This window comes from Fulvimarina endophytica (assembly GCF_003403015.1).
In the GTDB taxonomy this organism is placed as follows: Bacteria; Pseudomonadota; Alphaproteobacteria; order Rhizobiales; family Rhizobiaceae; genus Fulvimarina; species Fulvimarina endophytica.
This window is the reverse complement of sequence record NZ_QURL01000005.1, coordinates 52,368-73,454: the sequence shown is the minus strand read 5'-3', so window position 1 is coordinate 73,454 and position 21,087 is coordinate 52,368. Positions and strand designations below refer to the sequence as shown.

The 21,087-nt window shown below is 64.3% G+C and carries 21 protein-coding genes and 1 tRNA gene; 16 read left to right on the top strand and 6 right to left on the bottom strand.

What is annotated here, in order from left to right:
- Nucleotides 1–30 precede the first annotated feature (30 nt).
- Nucleotides 31–107, top strand: a tRNA-Met gene (locus DYI37_RS12435).
- A gap of 658 nt (nucleotides 108–765) precedes the next feature.
- Here the strand turns inward: DYI37_RS12435 and DYI37_RS12425 are convergent.
- From DYI37_RS12425 to DYI37_RS12415, 3 genes are all read right to left on the bottom strand, one after another.
- The gene (locus tag DYI37_RS12425) at nucleotides 766–1,083 is read right to left on the bottom strand and encodes an antibiotic biosynthesis monooxygenase family protein (protein ID WP_116683588.1); all 318 of its coding nucleotides are present in this window, start codon (nucleotides 1,081–1,083) and stop codon (nucleotides 766–768) included.
- A 10-nt stretch (nucleotides 1,084–1,093) separates the two neighbouring features.
- Nucleotides 1,094–1,516, bottom strand: a complete 423-nt coding sequence (locus tag DYI37_RS12420) for a cupin domain-containing protein (RefSeq protein WP_116683587.1) — start codon at nucleotides 1,514–1,516, stop codon at nucleotides 1,094–1,096.
- 88 nt (nucleotides 1,517–1,604) lie between these two features.
- Nucleotides 1,605–3,335, bottom strand: coding sequence for an IlvD/Edd family dehydratase (locus DYI37_RS12415; RefSeq protein WP_116683586.1), 1,731 nt, complete (start codon nucleotides 3,333–3,335; stop codon nucleotides 1,605–1,607).
- A 143-nt stretch (nucleotides 3,336–3,478) separates the two neighbouring features.
- On the opposite strand from DYI37_RS12415, the gene DYI37_RS12410 reads away from it, so the two are divergent.
- The 4 genes from DYI37_RS12410 (at nucleotide 3,479) to DYI37_RS12395 (ending at nucleotide 7,384) form a co-directional block, all read left to right on the top strand.
- Nucleotides 3,479–4,462, top strand: a complete 984-nt coding sequence (locus DYI37_RS12410; RefSeq protein WP_116683585.1) for a tripartite tricarboxylate transporter substrate binding protein — start codon at nucleotides 3,479–3,481, stop codon at nucleotides 4,460–4,462.
- A 62-nt stretch (nucleotides 4,463–4,524) separates the two neighbouring features.
- A complete protein-coding gene (locus DYI37_RS12405; protein ID WP_116683584.1) occupies nucleotides 4,525–4,971 on the top strand; it encodes a tripartite tricarboxylate transporter TctB family protein in 447 nt (148 codons plus the stop codon).
- A 12-nt stretch (nucleotides 4,972–4,983) separates the two neighbouring features.
- Complete coding sequence (locus DYI37_RS12400) at nucleotides 4,984–6,534, top strand: tripartite tricarboxylate transporter permease (RefSeq protein ID WP_116683583.1); 1,551 nt, start codon at nucleotides 4,984–4,986, stop codon at nucleotides 6,532–6,534.
- Between the two features lie 112 nt (nucleotides 6,535–6,646).
- Nucleotides 6,647–7,384: a GntR family transcriptional regulator gene (locus DYI37_RS12395; RefSeq protein WP_116683582.1), complete on the top strand. Its 738-nt coding sequence runs from the start codon at nucleotides 6,647–6,649 to the stop codon at nucleotides 7,382–7,384.
- A 183-nt stretch (nucleotides 7,385–7,567) separates the two neighbouring features.
- Here DYI37_RS12395 and DYI37_RS12390 read toward each other — a convergent pair whose 3' ends face one another.
- Nucleotides 7,568–8,431: a LysR substrate-binding domain-containing protein gene (locus DYI37_RS12390; protein ID WP_116683581.1), complete on the bottom strand. Its 864-nt coding sequence runs from the start codon at nucleotides 8,429–8,431 to the stop codon at nucleotides 7,568–7,570.
- Between the two features lie 109 nt (nucleotides 8,432–8,540).
- On the opposite strand from DYI37_RS12390, the gene DYI37_RS12385 reads away from it, so the two are divergent.
- The 8 genes from DYI37_RS12385 to DYI37_RS12350 all read left to right on the top strand — a co-directional run bounded on the left by DYI37_RS12385 (nucleotide 8,541) and on the right by DYI37_RS12350 (nucleotide 16,470).
- Complete coding sequence (locus DYI37_RS12385) at nucleotides 8,541–9,326, top strand: SDR family oxidoreductase (protein ID WP_116683965.1); 786 nt, start codon at nucleotides 8,541–8,543, stop codon at nucleotides 9,324–9,326.
- 13 nt (nucleotides 9,327–9,339) lie between these two features.
- A complete protein-coding gene (locus tag DYI37_RS12380) occupies nucleotides 9,340–10,035 on the top strand; it encodes a ribonuclease activity regulator RraA (protein WP_116683580.1) in 696 nt (231 codons plus the stop codon).
- Between the two features lie 10 nt (nucleotides 10,036–10,045).
- On the top strand, nucleotides 10,046–10,972 hold the full coding sequence (locus DYI37_RS12375) for a dihydrodipicolinate synthase family protein (protein ID WP_116683579.1): 927 nt from the start codon (nucleotides 10,046–10,048) through the stop codon (nucleotides 10,970–10,972).
- A 444-nt stretch (nucleotides 10,973–11,416) separates the two neighbouring features.
- A complete protein-coding gene (locus DYI37_RS12370) occupies nucleotides 11,417–12,622 on the top strand; it encodes an alpha-hydroxy acid oxidase (RefSeq protein ID WP_425365048.1) in 1,206 nt (401 codons plus the stop codon).
- Between the two features lie 61 nt (nucleotides 12,623–12,683).
- The gene (locus DYI37_RS12365; RefSeq protein WP_116683578.1) at nucleotides 12,684–13,391 is read left to right on the top strand and encodes a substrate-binding domain-containing protein; all 708 of its coding nucleotides are present in this window, start codon (nucleotides 12,684–12,686) and stop codon (nucleotides 13,389–13,391) included.
- 10 nt (nucleotides 13,392–13,401) lie between these two features.
- Complete coding sequence (locus DYI37_RS12360; protein WP_116683577.1) at nucleotides 13,402–14,070, top strand: aspartate/glutamate racemase family protein; 669 nt, start codon at nucleotides 13,402–13,404, stop codon at nucleotides 14,068–14,070.
- 197 nt (nucleotides 14,071–14,267) lie between these two features.
- Nucleotides 14,268–15,056, top strand: coding sequence for a hydroxypyruvate isomerase family protein (locus tag DYI37_RS12355; RefSeq protein ID WP_158555168.1), 789 nt, complete (start codon nucleotides 14,268–14,270; stop codon nucleotides 15,054–15,056).
- Nucleotides 15,057–15,225: 169 nt separating this feature from the next.
- The gene (locus tag DYI37_RS12350) at nucleotides 15,226–16,470 is read left to right on the top strand and encodes a ribulose-bisphosphate carboxylase large subunit family protein (protein WP_245413899.1); all 1,245 of its coding nucleotides are present in this window, start codon (nucleotides 15,226–15,228) and stop codon (nucleotides 16,468–16,470) included.
- 25 nt (nucleotides 16,471–16,495) lie between these two features.
- Here DYI37_RS12350 and otnC read toward each other — a convergent pair whose 3' ends face one another.
- Complete coding sequence (gene otnC, locus DYI37_RS12345; protein WP_116683574.1) at nucleotides 16,496–17,146, bottom strand: 3-oxo-tetronate 4-phosphate decarboxylase; 651 nt, start codon at nucleotides 17,144–17,146, stop codon at nucleotides 16,496–16,498.
- 142 nt (nucleotides 17,147–17,288) lie between these two features.
- Nucleotides 17,289–17,987 (bottom strand): FCD domain-containing protein, encoded by a 699-nt coding sequence (locus tag DYI37_RS12340; protein WP_245413898.1) that lies wholly within the window; start codon nucleotides 17,985–17,987, stop codon nucleotides 17,289–17,291.
- A 202-nt stretch (nucleotides 17,988–18,189) separates the two neighbouring features.
- Between DYI37_RS12340 and DYI37_RS12335 the strand changes: the two genes are divergently transcribed.
- From DYI37_RS12335 to DYI37_RS12325, 3 genes are all read left to right on the top strand, one after another.
- Nucleotides 18,190–19,158, top strand: coding sequence for a TRAP transporter substrate-binding protein (locus DYI37_RS12335; RefSeq protein ID WP_245413897.1), 969 nt, complete (start codon nucleotides 18,190–18,192; stop codon nucleotides 19,156–19,158).
- Nucleotides 19,159–19,257: 99 nt separating this feature from the next.
- Nucleotides 19,258–19,785, top strand: coding sequence for a TRAP transporter small permease (locus DYI37_RS12330; protein ID WP_245413896.1), 528 nt, complete (start codon nucleotides 19,258–19,260; stop codon nucleotides 19,783–19,785).
- A complete protein-coding gene (locus tag DYI37_RS12325; protein WP_116683570.1) occupies nucleotides 19,782–21,074 on the top strand; it encodes a TRAP transporter large permease in 1,293 nt (430 codons plus the stop codon). Before DYI37_RS12330 ends, DYI37_RS12325 begins: the two co-directional genes overlap by 4 nt.
- The last annotated feature ends 13 nt before the right edge of the window (nucleotides 21,075–21,087 follow it).

Below are 21,087 nucleotides of genomic sequence, written 5' to 3'. Positions count from 1 at the left end.
CGGCCCTTACGAGCGTCGGCAGCATATCGTGGCGGGGTAGCTCAGCTGGTTAGAGCAGCGGAATCATAATCCGCGTGTCGGGGGTTCAAGTCCCTCTCCCGCTACCACCTAACCCCTTGTTTTGCAGGCCTTCCAGAGCTCCGGACCAGCACGATTGTGCGCGACCATGTCGCGTTAGACAGTCGAGTTAGACATCCCGTCCCCTGGTTGTTCTTTCTAGGGGATCGAAATAGATTGGCCGTGCCGGCGCGTTGAAGTGGCACTTCGAAGCCAGGTAGCGGTCCGTCTTCGGCGGATGGCCCTCCGGGGTTGATTCCCGGCCTCGCGTCGGCATCGCCAGCGGCGCTTTCTGTGCTGTCGATCGGGTTATCCGATAGGCCAACCGGGTACCGCTCCCCGGGTCGCTGGTGTCGTTGCTCTCCTCGATGTCTTGTGCTTCGGTCGAAGCGTCGGGGGCGCCTTCTTCCGCTGACCTCCTCGAGCTCGCGCTCGAGTGTCCACCTGCAACACCGATTCCAGGGCTCCCGTCGTCCTTGCTGAACGTGAAGTGGTACTGGACGCGATCGTTGCGCGTCCGGTGCACGGACACGGCAAGTTGCCGAAGTTCTCCGAGGACTTCGACGGGCGGGGCGACGAAGACCCGTTCGATGACGTCTTCCCGGTCACCCGGTTCGCGATAAGCAATCTCTCACTGTTCGATGATGGACCGGATCGCCGGTGTCGCGCGTAGTAGAATGTCGCCCTTTCTGCCCAAGGCCGGCTTCTTCAATCCACATCGGTCGCAGCCGATCTCGAGACCACCGACCGCGTGTGCACCACGCGCGGGGGCGCGGCGAAGTGTGGGGAGGCGAGGCGGCGCCATTCCTGGAAATCTTCGGAGTTGCGGAAAGTCTCCATGTGATCCTCGACGCGCTGCCACTGCACGATCAGCCGGTAGCGTTGCGGCTCCTCGACCGTCTGGTGGAGTTCGACCCCCAGACATCCTTGCGCCCGCAGAAAGACCGGGACCGCCTCTGCGACGGCTGCCTCGAAGGCTGCATTGGAACCAGGCTTCACATTGATCTCGGCGATTTCCAGAAACATCCTCGTCTCCTCATTCAGCCGTTCGAGCGGCGTGTTCGTCGTCGATCGAACGCGTATCGCCGGTTTCGATGATCGTCCGCGTCGCGTCGACGGAAGCGTAGATCCAGAGGATCTTCATGGGCTTCGTCTCCGACTTGTTGATGAATCGGTGGGGAAGGTTTGCCGGAATGAAGGTCGTGTCCTGCGGCTTCAGCTCATGGCGTTCGCCGCCCATCTCGGCAATCGCATGACCTTCGAGAAGCATGACGCTCTCCTCGCAATTGTGGCTGTGCAACGGGATCGCGGCGCCCGGTGCGAAGATCGTGATGCCGTTGATGAAACTGGTCGTTCCCGATGCCCGGTTGACAAGCGGTATCGTTTTCGCGCCGCCTCCGCGTTCGCGGGCAGGGATCTCGTCGGGGCGAAAGATGCCGGGTCCGGAATTGCTCACCATGATACCTCTTTTCTGTCCTGTTCCGGGGTGGAGCGACCCTCGTCCTTGGGCCGATCGGTCATTGCGAAACCGTCTCGATGCAGTCCGGTCATTCGCTCCCCGGCACGACGCCCGTCCGCGCCGGCAGCAGGAACGAGAAGTCGCAGCCTTCGTCGGCCTGGAGAACCGTATCGAGGAAAAGCTTCTTGTAGCCGCGATCGGAGCCTTGATGGTCCGGGGCGACGAAGCTCTTGCGCCGCTCTTCCAGTTCCTCGTTCGAAACATCGAGATGCAGGCGGCGTCCCGGCACGTCGAGCTCGATGATGTCGCCGGTCCTGACGAGCGCGAGCGGGCCACCATCGGCCGATTCCGGCGTGACGTGAAGGACGATCGTCCCTGAAGCGGTTCCGCTCATCCGCGCGTCCGAGATGCGGACCATGTCCTTCACACCGGCTGCGCCGAGCTTCTTCGGAATCGGCATGTAGCCGGCCTCCGGCATGCCGGGCGCACCCTTCGGTCCGGCGTTCTGAAGAACGAGAATATCCTCGGCTCTCACGTCGAGATCGGGGTCGTCGACCCGAGCGGCCATGTCCGCAATCGAACTGAAGACGATCGCACGTCCGCGATGGGTGAGAAGGTTCGCGGTCGCGGCCGATTGCTTCACGATCGCGCCGCCGGGGGCCAGATTGCCGCGCACAACGGCGATGCCGCCTTCGGGATAGATCGGCTTGGCGAGTGGCGCGACGATCTCCTGCCGCCAGCCCGCGGGACCCGCCTCGATCTCCTGACCGAGCGTGCGCCCGGTCACCGTCATGCAATCGAGATGCAGATGCCCGGTCAGCTCGCGCAGGATCGTCAGCAGGCCGCCCGCCGCGTGAAGGTCCTCCATGTAGTTGCTGCCGGACGGCTTCAGGTCGACGAGCACCGGCACCCGGCGCCCGATGGCATCGAAGGCGTCTAGGTCGAGCTTCAGGCCGGCCCGGCCGGCGATGGCGGCGAGATGGACGATGGCGTTGGTCGAGCCGCCGGTCGCAAGGAGAACCACGAGAGCGTTCTCGATCGAATCGCGTGTGACGATCTCGGAGGGCTTTCGCCCTTCGGCAGCGAGGCGCACGGCGAGCCCGCCGGTTGTCTCGGCGACGCGCCTGCGATCGGCCGAGACCGCCGGCGGCGTCGCACCGCCGGGCGCCATCATCCCCATCGCCTCGGTGACGAGGGCCATTGTCGAAGCGGTGCCCATCACGCCGCATGTGCCTGCGCCCGGGACGAGCCGGTCGTTGACCTCCGCGATCTCGGCCTCGTCGATCTCGCCGGCCCTGTGGCGTCCCCAGAACCTGCGGCAGTCCGTGCAGGCGCCGACCCGCTCCGAGCGATGGCGCCCGGTGAGCATCGGCCCGGTGACGAGCTGGATCGCCGGAATATCGGCGCTGATCGCGCCCATCAGCTGGGCGGGTACGGTCTTGTCGCATCCCCCGATCATGACCACCGCATCCATCGGCTGGGCGCGGATCATCTCCTCGGTATCGATCGCCATCAGGTTCCGAAGGAACATCGAGGTCGGGTGGGAGAAAGACTCGTGAACCGAAATGGTCGGAAACGGCACCGGCAGCGCGCCGGCCAGCATCACGCCGCGTTTGACCGCCTCGACGAGATCCGGGACGTTGGCATGGCAGGCGTTGAAACCGCTCGCCGTATCGATGATGCCCACAATCGGCCGATCGAGCGCGTCGTCGGAATAGCCCATGCCCTTGATGAAAGCCTTGCGCAGAAACAGGGAGAACCCGGTATCCCCGTAGCTCGTCAGCCCCTTCTTCAACCCTTGCTCCGCGCGTTCGGCCATTCCGCTTCTCCCTGCAACCACCAAGATCCGTCAAAGCATTCCGTCATCAAAATTGTCAACAATATATTTGACAAAAAAGGAACGATGTTCCTATCATCGTGAGGCGCTGGAGGAGCGCCGGCCAAATTTATGGGAGGTTCATCATGAAACGCGCATTCGCTGCGACCCTCGTTGCGACCACCGTCCTCGTCTCACCGGTCCTTGCACAGGATGCGAAATACGAGGCGGCGAGCGAGATCAACGTCATGCAGGGCTTCAAGGCCGGTGGCGGATCGGACGCGCTCGCCCAGCTCGTTCAGCCCTATCTTGCCCGGGAACTCGGCGTGAATTTCGTCAATCAGTACATTCCCGGCGCCACCGGGGCCATCGCCTGGACGCGCCTTGCAAAGCAGGCGCCCGCCGATGGCTCCACCATCAGCATCACCAACACGCCGATGCTGCAGACAAACTACATCATGAACCCGTCGATCACCTACACGATCGACGAGATCACCCCGATCGCCAATGTAGTCACCGATCCGGGGATCGCGGTCGTCGCAGCGGACTCGCCCTTCCAGAGCTTCGAGGATTTCGTCAACGCGGCCAAGGAGAAGCCTTCCACGGTAACGGTCGGAAATTCGGGCGTTGGCGGCGACGACTACTTCACCTCGCTCCAGTTCGAGCGCCAGGCCGGGGTCCAGCTGCAGAAGGTGCCGTTCCAGGGGGATGGCCCGTCATGGACCGCCGCCATGGGCGGCAAGATCGATGCGAGCTTCACCAATGTCGGCGTGACCTATCCGCAGATCAAGGAAGGCAATCTGCGGGCGCTCGCCGTGTTCGCCGAGGAGCGTCTGCCCGAACTGCCCGATGTGCCGACCGCCAAGGAACTCGGCTACGACCTCGTCGCCGGGTCCTCGCGCGGCTACAGCGGTCCCGGCGGGCTGCCGGACGAAGCGCGCCAGCAGCTCATCGAAGGCTTCCAGCGGGTCATGGAAAATCCCGACTTCCAGGCCGCCGCCAAGGCCCAGGCCCTGAACCTCGATTTCGTCTTCGGCGAGGACTACCGCGCCATGCTGAAAGAGCAGGAAGGCGAGTTCAAGGAACTCTGGAGCGAGTTGCAGTCCGAAGGACAGGCGCAGGCTCAATAACATCCGAGGCCTGACGCGGCGCGCGAACGCGCGCCGCCGTCTTCTCACGGAGAGGCTTTCCCTTGATCGGTCAAATCTGCGTCGCGCTCGCGGCGATTGCGCTCGCCGGCTTCTTCTGGACGGAGGCGTCCACCTATCCGGAAACGGCAGCGCAACTGCCCCAGCTTCTGGCGGTCGTCGTCGCGCTTCTCGCCATTGCGGCGATCGTCCAAGCGAGCGTCGCACGGCTGCGCCTTCGCGGGGACGTCGCGGCCGCGGAGCCATCGCCCGAATGGCGCGATCTTGCTGTTGCGGCCGGGTTCCTGGGTCTCATCGTTCTTTACGGTTGGAGCATCACGCGCATCGGCTATCTCGTCGCGACGCCGCTCTTCCTGCTGATCCCGCTGATCGTGCTGAGACCCGTCGGGCTCGTCGCCACTCTCGCCACGATCGTTTCGGTGACGGCCGTCATCTTCGGCGTCTTCGTCTGGTTCCTGAACCTGTCGATCCCCCTCTATCCGGCTTTCTGAGGACGTAGAGACATGGAATCCTTCTTCTGGGTCGGTCTGACGAACGTCCTCGATCCGATGAACCTCACCGCGATCGCGATCGGGACGATCATCGGAATGTTCGTCGGCGCGATGCCGGGGCTCTCGGCCACCATGGCCATCGCGCTCCTGCTGCCGCTGACCTATTCGTTCAAGCCGGAAACGGGCCTTGCCCTTCTCGCATCGCTCTATCTCGCCGCGATGTATGGCGGATCGATCGCGGCCATTCTCCTGCGCACTCCCGGAACGCCTGCCGCGGCCGCGACCGTGATGGACGGATATCCGATGGCGCAGAAGGGCAAGGCCGGTCAGGCGCTCGGCCTCTCGCTGACCGCCTCTCTCATCGGCGGCCTTCTGTCCTCCGTCATTCTTCTCACCGTCGCGCCTCTCCTCGGCCGCGTCGTCCTCAATTTCGGCCCGGTGGAGATCTTCGCCGTGGCCGTGCTCGGCATCACGATCATCGGCTCGCTTTCGCAAGGCTCGACGATCCTCGGTCTCCTGTCCGGTGCCATCGGCTTGCTGCTCGCAACCATCGGCATGGACCCGACGACGGGAACGCCCCGTTTCGCCTTCGACAACCTCGAACTCTTCGGCGGGATCGACTTCACAGTCGCGCTGATCGGCCTGTTCTCGATTCCCCAGGCGGTTCGTCTCGTCATGAAAGGCAACGGCAAACGGGATAAGGGCACGGTCTCGCGCATCGCCGACCGGATGCTTCCGACGGGACGCGAATTCGTCAAGCTGCTTCCCAACAGCATCCGGTCCGGTTTCATCGGCGTCTTCGTCGGCCTCATTCCCGGCACGGGCGGCGATACCGCCTCTTGGTTCGCCTATAACGAGGCGAAGCGGTTCTCGCGTCGCAAGGCCGAGTTCGGTACCGGCTATCCCGCCGGCATCGTCGCCCCGGAAGCTGCGAACAACGCGGTCGTCGGCGGCGCGCTGATCCCGACCATCGCGCTCGGCATTCCCGGTTCGTCCTCGACCGCGGTCCTTCTCGGGGGGCTCATGGTGCATGGTATCCTTCCGGGTCCAACGCTGATGTCGGACTATGGCGACGTCACCTACACGCTTCTTTGGGCTGTCCTCTTCGCGAATGTCGCGCTGTTCCTCGTCGGCATTCTCTTCACCCGCGCCTGCGTCGCCGTGACGAAGATCCCCAATCGTGTCGTCGGCCCGGTCATCGTCGTCCTGTCCGTCATCGGCGCCTATGCGATCAACAATTCGGTGTTCGACATCGGCCTGATGATCGCCTTCGGCATCCTGGGTCTCGTCTTCGATACCTTCCGCATTCCGACACCGCCGCTGGTGATCGGGCTGATCCTCGGTCCGATCCTCGACACCACGCTGCAGCAGTCTTTGCTCATCGGCGGTGGGAACTGGATGGTCTTCCTCCAGAACCCGATCTCGGCGACGCTGCTCGCGTTCGCGCTCCTCTCCATCCTCCAGGCAACCCCGCTGTTTGGCTCGATCGTCAAGGCGTTCCGGAAGAAGCCGCCGAAGGGCGCGGAACCGGCAGGCGGCGACATGGCCGGGAGCCGCGACTGAGAGTGAGCGCGGGGGAGCGACCGGATGCGACTTTTCGTGTATCGGGCCCCCGGCGTTACAAATTGTCAGAGACCCTCGGTTGTCCTAGACGGGTGTTGAGCGAGGGAAGCCGATGTCCGAACTTCAGCAAAAGTCCGAAGAGAGCACGATCCGCCCCGGCGAGAAGCGCCAGAAGAGCGAGGATCTGATCGACAGGATCGTCACTCGCCTGGAGGAGGACATCGTCTTCGGGCGCCTTCATCCGCGCGAGCGGCTGGTGGAGGAAGACATCGCGCTCCGCTTCGATGCCAAGCGCCATGTGGTGCGTCAGGCTCTCGTCAAACTCGAGAGTCTCGGCCTCGTCGACCGCCATCCCAATCGCGGAGCGGTCGTGCGCCTCTACACCGCCAAGCAGGTGGAGGACATTAACGCGGTTCGCGAACTGCTGGAGTCCCGCGCGGCGTCGCTCGTGCCTCTTCCGCTGCCGCCGAAGGCGCTGGCACTGCTCGACACGCTTCAGAAGCGCCACCATGAAGCGGTGCTGGCCGGAGACGGCTACACCGTCTTCCGCGCCAATATCGATTTTCACCAGACCCTGTTCAGCTTTTGCGGCAACGATGCCCTGATCGAGGCGATCAATACCTTCGCGCAGAAGTCGCATGCCTATCGGCATATCTTCGTGAACGACCGATCCTATCTCTTGTGGGCGGCCGAGGACCATGCCCGTATCGTGGCCGCCGCTAAGGCCGGTGACCGCGAGGCGTTCGTCGAGCATTGCCGGAACCATCTCGCGCCCGCCAAGAATTTCTACGTCGAGACCTATCGCTCGCGCTTCGCCGAGCCGCATGAGAACGACAACGGCACGAACTGACGCAGCCTTCTTCCCATCTGAACGGCTAGCAGTCGTGGGCTTCGTGGGCTGAGACTAAGCCCTGCCGTCCAGCGCATGGTGCCGGACGGCGTCCTCGTCGAAAGTTGGCAACGAAAATCGAGAAGAAGACCGAATGCGCGAAGCACGGTCGAAACGCGCCGTCGGGTCGGCCGGAACGGTGCATCAGGTGCTCTGTTCGGCCGCGACGCTCGTGAGGACGCTGACGAGGTGGTTGCGCGGCGAATTGCGAAGATGGAGAAACCCGATCCTGCGAACGGGAGCCGGATGGGGAAGGGGCAGGCGCTGCACGCCCTCAGCCCAGGGCCCCGCGAAATCCGGGACCAGGGAAACACCGAGACCGCGCGAGACCATCATGACGATTGCGTCGAGAGCGTCCAGCTCGAAACGCTCCTTCGGCGCGATATCGAAGGCTTCGAGGAAGGATGTTGCGAGACGCCCGCCCCATTGGCGGCGATCGTAGCGAATGAACGGCGTCGTCTCGAGTATCGCGACGACGTCCGTTCGCCGTTCTCCGATCGGGGCGACGAGGACCAGCGGTTCCTGTCGCCATGACACGAAGTCCACGGATTTCGGCATCTCGAAGGTCGGCTGCACGATGGCGGCGACATCGAGCGCACCGGACACGACACGATCGTAGAGCCCGGCGGAGGTTCCCGGCTCGAGGTAGATGTCGAGCTTGGCGTGACGCTCCGAAAGACGTTCGAGCACCTGCGGGAAGAGGCCCGTGAGGGTCGTCGAGATGGCCCCGATCCGCAGTTCGCCTGCGATGTCGCCGCCGCGGGCCGCAGTGCGCAGATCCCGAACCTGCCGCAGAACAGCCTCCGAGTGCGCAAGCACGGCATGGCCGGCTTCTGTCGGGCGCACGGTGCGACCGGATCGCGCGACAAGCTGAACTCCGATGTCCTTTTCCAGGACGCGAAGCCGTTGGGAGACGGCGTTCGGCGTGATCTCCAACGCATCCGCAGCACCGACGAACGATCCCTTCGCGGCGACGGCAATCAGGGTCTCGAGCAGGCGGCTGTCCATGAAAGCGAAACCTCTCTTCGTTCTCAACGGAGAACAGCAGACTTCCTTTCGCGTTTCAACATGCAAAGGTTCCGGCAGGTGCCACGTGATCGCAGCGAAGGAGATCGTCTTGGATCTTGGACTTGGAAACAGAACCGCGCTGGTTCTCGGAGCCGGCGGGGGCCTCGGAAGCGCCATCGCGGCAACGCTGGCCGGCGAGGGGGCGAAGGTCGCCGTCGCGGATCTCGACCGTGGCGCTGCGGGCCGAACCGTCGACACGATCTCGCAAGGCGGTGGCCGCGCGATCGCGCTGGAATGGGACCTTGCCAACCTCGATCTGATCGACCGGAACGTCTCGACGATCGAGACCGAACTCGGCGGCGTCGATATCCTCGTTTCGATCACCGGCGGTCCGCCCCCCGGCGGCGTCCTTGGCCAGTCGCCCGATCTCTGGCGCAAGCATTTCGAGGCGATGGTCCTCTCCGTCTTCGCCATCACCGATCGCGTCGTGCCGGGCATGCGGGAACGCGGCTGGGGCCGTATCATCACCTCGACATCGTCGGGTGTCGTCGCGCCGATCCCCAATCTCGGCCTGTCCAATGCGTTGCGATCCACCCTTCTGGGCTGGTCGAAGACGCTCGCCGGCGAGGTCGGCAGGGACGGCGTGACCGCCAACATCGTGCTGCCCGGCCGCATCGCCACGGAGCGCATCACCTATCTCGACCGGAACAAGGCCGAGCGCGAGGGCCGGGCGATCGAGGATGTGGTGGCGCAGAGCACCGGATCGATCGCGCTCGGGCGCTATGGCGACCCGCAGGAATATGCCGACGTCGTCGCATTCCTCGCCTCCGAACGCGCCGCCTACGTCACCGGCAGCGTCGTGCGGATCGACGGCGGCTACATCCCCAGCATCTAGAAAGGTTTACCGAATGTCCTTGTCCAAGGAAGCCATCGAAATCCTTCAAAGCGTCTCGACCGCGACGGTCACGACGATCCTTCTCAAGAAGGGTCTGCGCAATGTGTGGGTCCGTGGGGCCATGCCCCTGTCGCCGGGGCAGGCGCGCATCGTCGGGCCGGCCTTTACGTTGAGATTCGTGCCATCGCGTGAAGATCTCGCGACGCCGGCCTCATGGGGGTCGCCGATCTCGACGCGCGCGGCCATCGAGGCAATGCCCGAGGGATGTGTCGTCGTCGCCGATGCCATGGGCGTGACGGATGCCGGCATCTTCGGCGACATTCTCTGCGCGCGCATGGCGAAGCGGAACGTCGCGGGACTGGTGACGGATGGCGTCCTGCGCGACGTCGTCGGCGTCAAGAACTCCGGCCTGCCGGTCTGGAGCCGGGGCTTTGCCGCTCCGCCCTCGGTCGCGGCGCTGACATTCGTCGGCTGGCAGGAGACGATCGGCTGCGGCCATGTCGCGATCGTTCCGGACGATGTGATGGTCGTCGACGACGACGGCGCGGTCGTCATCCCGCAGGCATTGGTCGACGACGTGCTGAAGGAAGGTCCCGAGCAGGAGCGCATGGAGGCCTGGATCGTCGGTGAGGTGGAGGCGGGCCGGTCGCTCCCCGGTCTCTATCCGATGAACGCCGAGACCCGCGCCCGCTACGACGAACAGAAATAAGGACAGGACGATGCTTTCGACCGACACGAAGGGCGTTTTCGCGATCGCTCCGACACCGTTTCTGCCCGATGGCAGCCTCGACGAGGCCTCCGTCGACCAGATGACGGAGTTCTACTGGAAGGCCGGCGCCGACGGCCTGACCATTCTCGGCATCATGGGCGAAGCCCAGAAGCTGGAACCCGAAGAGTCGATGCAGATCGTCCGGCAGGTGATCGCGAAGGCGGACGGGCGGCCGATCGTCGTCGGTGTCTCGGCCCCCGGCTTTGCCGCGATGAAGCGGCTCGCGAACGAGGCGATGGAAGCCGGTGCTGCCGCCGTCATGATCGCTCCGCCCTCCGCCCTGCGGACCGACGATCAGATCGTCGGCTATTATGCGCAGGCGATCGCGCAGATCGGTCGCGACATCCCGTTCGTGCTTCAGGACCACCCGCAGGCGACAGGCGTTCAGATAACGCCGATGGTGATCCGGCGCATCGTCGACGACAACCCGTCCTGCGTCATGCTCAAGCACGAGGACTGGCCCGGGCTCGATAAGGTCTCCCAGTTGCGAGACTGGGAAGACAGCGGCGATCTGCGACACATCTCGATCCTGTGCGGAAACGGTGCGCTGTTTCTCGAACTCGAGATGCAGCGCGGAGCGGACGGCGCCATGACCGGATACGCTTTTCCCGAGATGCTGCGCGACGTGGTCGATCGGAGCCTTGCCGGTGATCTCGACGGTGCCCAGGACATTTTCGACACGCATCTGCCGCTGCTGCGTTACGAGCAGCAGCCGGTCATCGGTCTCTCGGTCCGCAAATACATTCTGAAGAAGCGTGGCGCCATCGCGCACGACACGCTGCGCACGCCCGGACCGAAGCTGACCGATCGCACCAGGGCGGATGTGGACCGTCTTTTGATGCGCCTTGCGAAATTCGATCCGCGTGCTGCGATCTGATCGAATTCGCGAAGCCTGGGGCATCGCAGCCCCAAGGCGGCGGCCGACGCTTGGACGAACGCTCGGCTGCCCGAGCGACCCGCTCGCGATCCGAGGCCTCGTCGCATCGAGAAGCGAGCGGCGAGGCGACGTCTTCTCCGCTCTCTCATCATTCATTTCCCGACCCTTCGATCGTCCGACATGCCGGACGGCGTCGAGGGCTTCAGATCGTCGAGTCCCGTGATGTTGACGAAATTGTTGACAATAATGTAAGCAAGAGGGAGCGGAAACAACGGAGGTTGAACTGTGGCGAATGCGATCGAACGGACAGCCGGCGACGTCGGGGCTCGGTCGGCGACCGTCACGGGTCACGAGCGCAGCGGCAGCGTCGGCGGGCGTCCCGGCGATCACGCGTTGTTCGGCGTGTCCGAGCCGGCGACCGATCAGGCCCGGACGACATCCCGCATCGATCCCGGCGCCGCGATCGGTCAGCGCCCGAGGCCGACGCCGCGCAAGTTCCGGGACCTTCTCGCGATCGAGGACTTCGACCGTCACGCGAGGCGCCGGCTGCCGCGCATGGTCTACGGCTATGTGGCGGGTGCGGTGGAGACGGGCGCGTCCTTCGATACCGCGCGGCTTGCCTTCCAGAACTACCGCTTCAAGCCGAGAACCTTCGTCGACGTGTCCGGGCGCGACCAGTCGGTGGAGCTTTTCGGGCGCAGATGGTCCTCGCCCTTCGGCATCGCTCCCTTGGGTGGCGCGGCTTTCGTGGCCTACCGGGCGGATATCCGCCTTGCCGAAGCCGCCCGGACCGAGAACGTTCCGATGATCCTCAGCGCGTCCTCCCTCATCCGCCTCGAGGACGTGCATGCCGCCAATCCGGATGCATGGTTCCAGGCCTATCTCGCCGGCGATCAGCCGCGTATCGACCGGCTGATCGACCGCGTTGCGGCAGCAGGATTCAAGACGCTCGTCGTCACCGGTGACACGCCGATCCTCGGCAATCGCGAACACAATATTCGCAGCGGCTTTTCGATGCCGATGAAGCTGACCCCGAAGGTCGTCTGGCAGAGCGCCATGGCGCCCGGCTGGTTGCTCGGCACGGTCGGGCGGACCTATTGGCGCCATGGCAGCCCACATTTCGAGAACACGGATGCCGAGCGCGGGCCGCCGATGATGTCGAAGCTGGTGCGCAACACGGCCAAGCGCGACGAACTTCAGTGGAAGCATGTGGAGGCGATCCGGCGCCGCTGGACGGGAAACCTCGTCATCAAGGGCATCGTGACGGCATCCGATGCACGGATCGCCCGCGAGAGCGGGGCCGATGGCGTTATCCTGTCGAACCATGGCGGGCGCCAGCTCGACCACACGATCGCACCGCTCGACAGCCTCGCGGAAGCCGCGTCCGAAAAGGGCGCCATGAAAGTGATGATCGACAGTGGTCTGAGGCGTGGAACCGATGTTCTCAAAGCCGTGGCGCTCGGTGCCGATTTCGTCTTTCTCGGCCGGCCCTTCCTCTATGCGGCGACGGTCGGGGGCGCGGACGGCGTCGGTCATGCGATCGGCATCCTGCGCACCGAGATCGATCGCGATCTCGCGCTCCTCGGCGTCAGACGGCCCGGCGATCTCGATCAGGGTTTCGTCGTGCGAACCGACGGTCGCCCGCTCTGATCCCCCAACTCGCGGCCCGTGAAGCGCTGACGGGTGGCACCTGAAACAACGAGGATCGACCATGACCCTGAACCTGATGAGCACGCTCGCCGTGGAGGTCGCGCTGAAACGGAATCTTCTTCCGTCCTTCATCGAGACGACGGGCATCGCCCTAGACGTCAGCTGGAACCCGACCAAGGTGATCATGCAGCGCATCGCGGACGGCCGGCGAGCCGATGCGCTCGTGCTGATCGACAAATCCATGGCCGAACTCGTTGAGAAGGGCATCGTCGTCGCGGACAGCGTTCGTCCCATCGCGACCGCGAAGATCGGTATCGCCATGGCGAGAGGTGCGGACCGTCCTGCGATCGAAAGCGTCGACGAGTTCAAGGGCGCGCTCCTGAAGGCTCGATCCGTCGCCTATTCGCGTGCGGGTGCCAGCGGCATCTATTTCGCCGATCTGATCGAACGGCTCGGGATCGCCGATGCGGTCAACGAGAAGGCGACCGTCATCCCGGAGGGTTTCACCGCCCGGCAGATCGTCGAGGGAAAGGCTGACCTCGCGATCCAGCAGATCAGCGAACTGATGTCGGTCGAGGATGTCGATATCCTCGGCCCGCTGCCGGCCGATGTCCAGTCCGGCACCGACTTCTCCGTGGCGATCTTCGCCGATGCCGAACATGCGAGGGAGGCGGCACGCCTCGTTCAGCACCTGACCTCGCCCGAGGCGGCTCGAGCCTACGAGGCCAGCGGCCTGACCTCCCGTCTTTCCAATGCACCAGCAAACTGAGGATATCTCCATGTCCGCCCGTCCTCGTATCGTCCTCCTTCATGCAACGCCGGTCGCCATGGAGCCGGTCGGCATCGCGATGGCCGAATTCTGGCCGCAGGCCGAGGCCGTGAACCTGCTCGACGACGGCCTGACGCTCGATCGGGCCAAAGAGGGCCCGACGATCTCGCAGGAACTGACGGATCGCTTCGTCGATTTCGGTCGCTATGCCCGCCGGATCGGAGCCGACGGGGTTCTCGTCACCTGTTCCGCCTTCGGGCCCGCGATCGACCGGATGAGCGAGGTCCTGCCGATCCCGGTGGTTCGTCCGAACGAGGCGATGTTTCGGGAAGCGATCGAGGCGGGCGAGCGCATCGGCATGATCGCGACCTTCGGCCCGTCGGTCTCCACGATGACCGACGAATTTCTGAATTTCAGAGCCGAAACCGGGTCTTCCGCCGAACTCGAAACCATCGTCGTTGCCGATGCGATCGATCTCCTGCGCAAGGGGGACGTCGAGAGCCACAACCGACTGGTCGCCGAACGCGCGCCGGAATTTGCGGGTCGCGATGCGATCATGCTCGCGCATTTCTCGACCTCGCGCGCCGCTGAGGCCGTTCGCGCCGTGGTCGACGTGCCGGTCTTTACCGCGCCGGAAGCCGCCGTCTCGCGGATGAAGCAACTTGTCGAAGCGAACTGAGACGGGATGTCGATCGGCGTCGTCGCGGAAGGCTCCGTCGGAACCTGTCGTCAAATGGGCCGTCGATCACAGGCTTGCCGGGGGAGGGCGACCTGCGCGGCCCGCAAGGCGTGAAGGAATGTTCGGACCGGACATGTTCGCCTGAGACGGCGCTCTGCCTCTAACCGATGACACGAGACGAGCGCTGGGAGGCGCCGATGACCGAATCTTTCGCCTACAGCGCCCATATCGGCTATCTCTTCACGGAACTGCCGTTCGAGAAGCGGATCCGAGCCGCGCGCGATGCCGGCTTTTCCGCCGTCGAATTTCCGGCACCTTACGGAACACCGGCCCCGGACATGGCGAGGCTTCTCGCCGATGCCGAACTCCCCTACGTGCAGTTCGGCCTGCGCTCGGGTGATGCGTCGAAGGGCGAAAAGGGGATCGGTCTATTCCCCGACAGGCGGGCGGAATTCCGCGCCAATCTCGCCGAAGCTCTCGATTATGCCGAGACGATCGGCGTAAAAATGCTGCACGCAATGGCTGGCGTCCTGCCCGAGGGTCGGCGCCGTCCCGAACATCGTGCCTGTTACATCGAAAACCTCGCGCTGGCGGCCGAAGAAGCGGAAAAGCGGGGGATCCGCATCATCGTCGAAGCAATGAGCCCCGCAGCCGTTCCCGATTATTATCTCCCGACGCTCGCCGCTGCGCGCGAAGCGATCGACGAGGCCGGTCACCGAAATCTCGGCCTTCTCCTCGACGTCTTCCATACGGTCTCGGTCGGTGACGATCCTGTCGCCCTGATCAACGCCGAACACGGGCGAATCGCGCATGTCCATATTGCCGATGTGCCGGGTCGTCATGAACCGGGGAGCGGGTCCATCGATTTTGCGTCCGTTAAGGCAGCGCTTCGGAAGAACGGCTATCGCAGTTTCATCGGTTGCGAATACGTGCCCGAGCACACGACATCCGAAGGGCTTGGCTGGATGAGTGGAACTTCAGCCTGATTGCCGATGGTCGAGGACCGAACCGGCGTTCCTTCTTCGATGACTTCGCTGATGGGCGAGTGGATCGCCCAACGCCAACGCGTTGAACTCGGCGCCATCGCGAAATATGAACCGGGTTCGCTTCGAGGGACTCCCATGCAGTTCCGTCACCTCACGAAGGAACATCCATTTGGTTGAGCGACTGATCGTCGACTATCGTCTTCGCACGCAGGACGACCCGCGCAAGGTGGCCGAGACGGTCGCCGGAGAACAGTCTTCCGGAACCTTCATCGCGACCCCCGGTGAGGATCTGGCGCTGAAGGAGCGCGCCTCGGCGACCGTCGAGAGACTGGAGGAAGTCGAGGACGACGCGACCCCGGTGCTTCCCGGTTCGTCCGGCGCTGATAGAGCGCGCTCGTTCCGCCTGCGGCTCTCCTGGCCGATGTCCAATCTCGGACCCTCGATCCCCAATCTTCTTGCCACGGTCGCCGGCAATCTGTTCGAACTCAAGGGAGTGGCGGGTCTCAAGATCGAGGACATCCATCTGCCCGGGAGCTTCAAGGCGGCCTATCCGGGCCCCGGCTTCGGCATCGAGGGAACGCGGCGCCTGGCGGGTGTCGCCTCCGGTCCCATCGTCGGGACCATCGTCAAGCCGTCGGTCGGCCTCGATCCGGAGGGCACCGCGAGCCTCGTCGATGCGCTCTGCGAAGGCGGGATCGATTTCGTCAAGGATGACGAACTGCAGGCGGACGGCCCGCACTGCCCGTTCGAGGATCGATTGCGTGCCGTGATGGCCGTCATCGACAGGCATTCCGACAGGCTCGGCCGCAAGGTGATGTATGCCGTCAACCTGACCGGGGAGATCGACGAGATGCTCCACCGGCACGACCTCGTCGTCGAGGCCGGCGGAACCTGCGTCATGGTCAGCCTCAATTCCGTGGGGCCGACCGGCTTGACCGCGCTGCGGCGTCATTCGTCCTTGCCGATCCACGCCCATCGCAACGGCTGGGGCTATCTCGGCCGTTCACCCGACAATGGCTGGTCCTACAGGGCATGGCACAAGATCTGGCGGCTGGCCGGGGCCGACCACATGCATGTGAACGGGATCGCCAACAAGTTCTGGGAGCCCGACGAAAGCGTCGTCGTATCGGCGAAAGCCTGCCTCGAGCCGCTGTTTGCCGACCGGCCGGACCGCGTCATGCCGGTGTTTTCCTCGGGGCAGACCGTCATGACCGCTCATCCGACCTTCGAGCGTCTGGGTGCGGACGACCTCATCTTTACCGCAGGCGGGGGCATCGTCGCCCATCCGCAGGGCGTGGCTGCCGGGGTTCGGTCCCTGCGCGATGCGTGGGACGCCGCGGTCGCCGGAATTCCCCTCGGCGAGGCCGCACGCAACAGCGCGGCGCTCGCCAAAGCCATCGAAACCTACGGCTGACCGGCGCGTCCGCCTATCCCGATCGTCAGTCCGGCCACTCCACGTCGAAGGTCGTCACGATCTTCTGCACGTCACTGTCGGTGAGCTGTCGTGGCTGCAGCCCCCGCGTCAGCATTGCGAGTTTCGCGCCGGCTTCCAGTTCCTCGATGGCGTTGACGGCGGCGCGCAGGTCCTTGCCCGAAACCACGGGGCCGTGATTGGCGAGCATGACCGCCGAGCGCTTGCCGGCCAGGCCACGGATCGCATCGCCGATCGCGGGATCCCCCGGCACGAAGAACGGGAGGAGCTTCACCCTGCCGAGAAGCATGATCGGATAGGGTGTCAGCGGCGGAAGAAAATCGTCCTCGTCCGTATCCGGCATCATCGAGAGGGCGACCGAATGGCAGGAATGGAGATGGACGATGGCGCCGGACCCGTGCCGCGTCTCGTAGAAGGCGCGGTGGAGCGGCAGTTCCTTGGTCGGTTTGTCGCCGCAAATCTGGTTGCCGCTCGCGTCGAATGTCGTGAGTCTGGCGGGATCGAGATCGAGAAACGAAGAGCCCGTCGGGGTGACGATCAGCCCGCCGTCTTCCGTGCGCGCCGAGATGTTGCCGGTCGATCCGTGCGTCAGTCCCCTCGCATGCAGGGAATGGGCGAAGGTGCAGATCGACTCGCGCAGCGAAGCTTCGGGGCTCATGGTCTGGTTTCGTCCTCCTTGTCTCGAAAAATCTCGGACCGGGTCTCGTGCCGACGCATCGGAGATCCGCAATCCCGGTCCACGTTTTGCCCGATGCTCTGCTCTGCGCGGCCAATGATCTGGCCGAAGAGCCGGACACCCCTCAGTGCAGCGGCTCGGACGGGTCGTTCGGCTCGCGCGGCGGATAGATGCTGGCGAGTTGCAGAAGGTGTTCGGACATTTCACGGCCGGCCGCCGCCGTGTCGCGCGCCTTGATCGCGGCGAAGATCTTTTCGTGGGCCTCGAAGGCGCGCTGGGTCTGCCCGGGAACCTTGAGACTGGTCGACCTGACTTCTTCCAGCCATTCGGCCGCTGCCTGATAGAAGCTGACGAGGATCGGATTTCCGGTGATGTCGGCGATCACGCGATGGAACTCGATATCGGTCCTGCCGAACTCGGCCACATCGCCCCGTGCCGCGCTGTTGCGCTCGAGAACGTCCTGAAGCCTCAAGATCGCCGTCTCGTCGGCGAGCTTTGCGGCCTTGCGGGCCGTGCCGACCTCGACGATCTCGCGCACGTCCATGAAGGCATCGAGGCCTTTCGGATCGACGAGATAGAGCCTTGCCATATCGGAGAGGCGATCGAGAACGAAGCCGGGCTTGGGGCCTGCGACCCGCGCACGCATGCCCTGGCGCGTGAGGATCAGCCCCCGGCTTTCCAGCGCGGCGACACCCTCGCGCACCGTCAGCCGCGAAATTCCGAATTCTTCCATCAGCTCGCGTTCGGACGGAAGCTCGTCTCCGATCACATAGACGCCTTCGCGGATGTCGTGGGAGATCAGCTCGACCATCTCTTCGTGCATTCGCCGCCGTTTGATCGGGCGTCGCGGACGGCGGGTTATCTCAGACATCGACACTCCAGTGGCTGTTTCGAACCGGGAAGCGCAGTCTTGCCATGGGACGGACTTTCACCGCAAGAAGAGACTTGCCAGCTTATCAGACATCTGACAAGTTGGCTTCAACGTCGCGCCGGAGGAGGCGTGACTGTCCATGGGAGGACCCAATATGAAGAATCGCAGCAGGATCGCCGCCCTCGCTCTGACCGCGTCGGTCATCGCCTTTCCCGCCACCGCCGAGGACATCGCGATCGCGCTCCACGTCGAGCCGACCCACGAGATGTTCCAGGTCGGCGAGCGCCTGAAGCAGCTGATCGAGGAGCGCTCCAATGGCGAGCACACCGTGACGCTGCTCGGAACCGAGGTGGGTGGTGAACGCGACCATCTGGAGGGCGCGAGCTTCGGCGAGTATCAGATCGCCCTCGGCGGCTCGATGCCGATGAGCCTCTATGCCCCGCAATATGCCGCCGCTGACCTTCCCTTCACCTTCGATTCGAGCGAGGAAGCCCGTCAGGTCTACGAGGGTGAGACCGGCGAGGAACTGCGGCAGGCTCTGATCGCTTCCGGCAATCTTCGTCTCGTCGGCCTGTCCGTCCGCAATCCGCGAAACCTGACCTCCAAGCGGCCGGTCAAGACGCCCGAGGATATCCAGGGCGTGCGCATGCGCGTTCCGGAAATCGCGCCATGGGTGCAGATCTGGACCGAGATCGGTGCCCTGCCGTCCCCGATCGCCTGGCCCGAGGTCTATACCTCGCTGCAGACCGGCGTCATCGACATGCAGGAAAACCCGGTCGACTACATCTATGCCGGCAAGCTCTTCGAGGTTCAGGACTACGTCAACAAGACCGAGCACGTGCACTCGTTCTTCCACTGGCTGATGAACGAGGACTTCTACCAGGGTCTTTCGGACGAGGATCGCGAGCTGATCCAGACGGCCATCGACGAGTCGGTCGCTTACGGCAACGAACTCGTCACCGGCAACGAGGCCAAGCTCTACGAAGAGCTTCAGGCCGAGGGCATGGAAATCGTCGAGCCGGATGTGGCCGCCTTCCGTGCGAAGGCCGAGCCGGCGGTGAAGCAGATCGCCGAGGGCTTCGCGCCGAGCGTGCGCGACTACGTGATGTCGCAGTTCGACTAGGACGCGGCGAAAGGGTCCAATTCATGCCGGGCGGTCGCGCCTGACGTCTTGCGACGTCGCGACCGCCCTTCGATCCATCGCGGCGGGGGAGGAAGCGTCGTGGTCAATGAGCGAGAGGGCCGCGAGAGCGGTCCGTCCGGATTTCTGCGCGCCGCCGGAGCGTTCTGGTGGGCGCTCGATGCTCTCGTCATCGCGATGTTCGTCGGCATGCTCGTCGTCATGTTCATCCAGGTCGCATCGCGCTATGCGCTCGGGGTCGGCGTCCCATGGACGGACGAGACGTCCCGCTTCCTTTTCATCGGCGAGATCTTTTTCGGCGCCGCGATCGCCCAGCGCTATGGCGCGCAGATCCGGATCACCGTCCTCCTCGACGTTCTGCCGGACGGTGCGCGCCGCGCGATGGAAATCTTCGCCGATATCCTCATGGCGGTCATCGCGCTTCTGGTCGCCTACGGCGCCGTCGGCATGGCGCAGCGTACGACCGCGGTGACGGCGAGCACGCTGCCGATCTCCTTCTCCTATCTCTATTACGTGCAGGCGACCGGCCTCGTTCTGCTCGTTCTCCTCGTGCTGCGCGACATCGGCGTCCGCATCGCAGGCATTCGCGGCTCGGAGGCCCGGTCATGACGATCTTCCTGGTGCTTTTCGGCGTCCTCCTCATTCTCCTGTTCATCGGCGTCCCCGTCGGTTTCGCCATGATCGGCGCGTCCATCTGCGTCCTCGCCCTCAACCGGGGTTTCGAGATGGTGCCCTATGAGATGGTCGCACAGCGCACGCTCTACGGCGTCAACAGCTTCACTCTTCTCGCGATCCCGGCCTTCTTGCTGATCGGGCGGCTGATGAACGAGTCCGGCATTTCCGAGCGCGTCTTCAACATCGCGCGAACCGCGGTCGGCCACCTTCGCGGCGGCCTCGGCCATGTCAACGTCCTGTCCAGCTTCATCTTTGCCGGCATGTCGGGCTCGGCCGTCGCCGATGCCGGCGGCCTTGGACCGGTGCAGATCAAGGCGATGGAGCGGGACGGCTACGACCGGGGCTTCAGTGCCGCGGTCACGGCGAGCTCGGCGACGATCGGTCCGATCATCCCGCCCTCGATCCCCGCCGTCATCTATGGCGCACTCGCCAATGTCTCGATCGCGGCCGTCTTTCTCGGATCGATCATTCCAGGCATCCTGATGGGTGTGATGATGATGGCGCTCGTCGCCTTCATCTCCCATCGTCGCGGCTATCCGGTCGCCGCACGCGCCTCGATCTCCGATTTCGGACGCGCGTTGGTCGCGGGCTTCCTGCCCGTCCTGACGCCGCTGATCATCATCTGCGGCATCCTCTCCGGCATCTTCACGCCGACGGAGGCGTCGGCGGTGGCCGTCGTCTACTGCGCGCTGATCGCGGCCCTGGTCTACCGCACGCTCACGTTTGCGAGCTTCTGGCGCATCTGCCGGGAGACGGCCGTCGACACCGCGGCGCTCCTCGTCATCATCGCCGGTTCCGCCCTCTATGCCTGGGTGCTCGCCCGCTATCAGGTGACGTCGCAGATCGTCGATTTCCTCTCGGCCAATATCGAGAGCGTCGTCGTCATCCTCATCGTCCTCAACCTGTTCATCCTCCTGATCGGCTGTTTCATAGACTCGGTTCCGGCACTCTTCCTGCTGACGCCGATCGTCGTGCCGCTGATCCAGACCTACGGCATCGACCCGATCCATTTCGGAGTCGTGATGATCCTCAATCTGATGATCGGCCTCATCACCCCGCCGGTCGGAACCGTGCTGTTCACCGTCCAGAAGGTGGCGGACATACGGTTCGGGGTCCTCATCCGTGAAATCCTGCCCTTCTACATTCCCCTCTTCGGCACGCTGATCCTGATCACCTTCATTCCCTGGCTGGTGACATTCGTGCCGAGCGTGCTGCTGCGCTGAGCGCTCTGCGGGG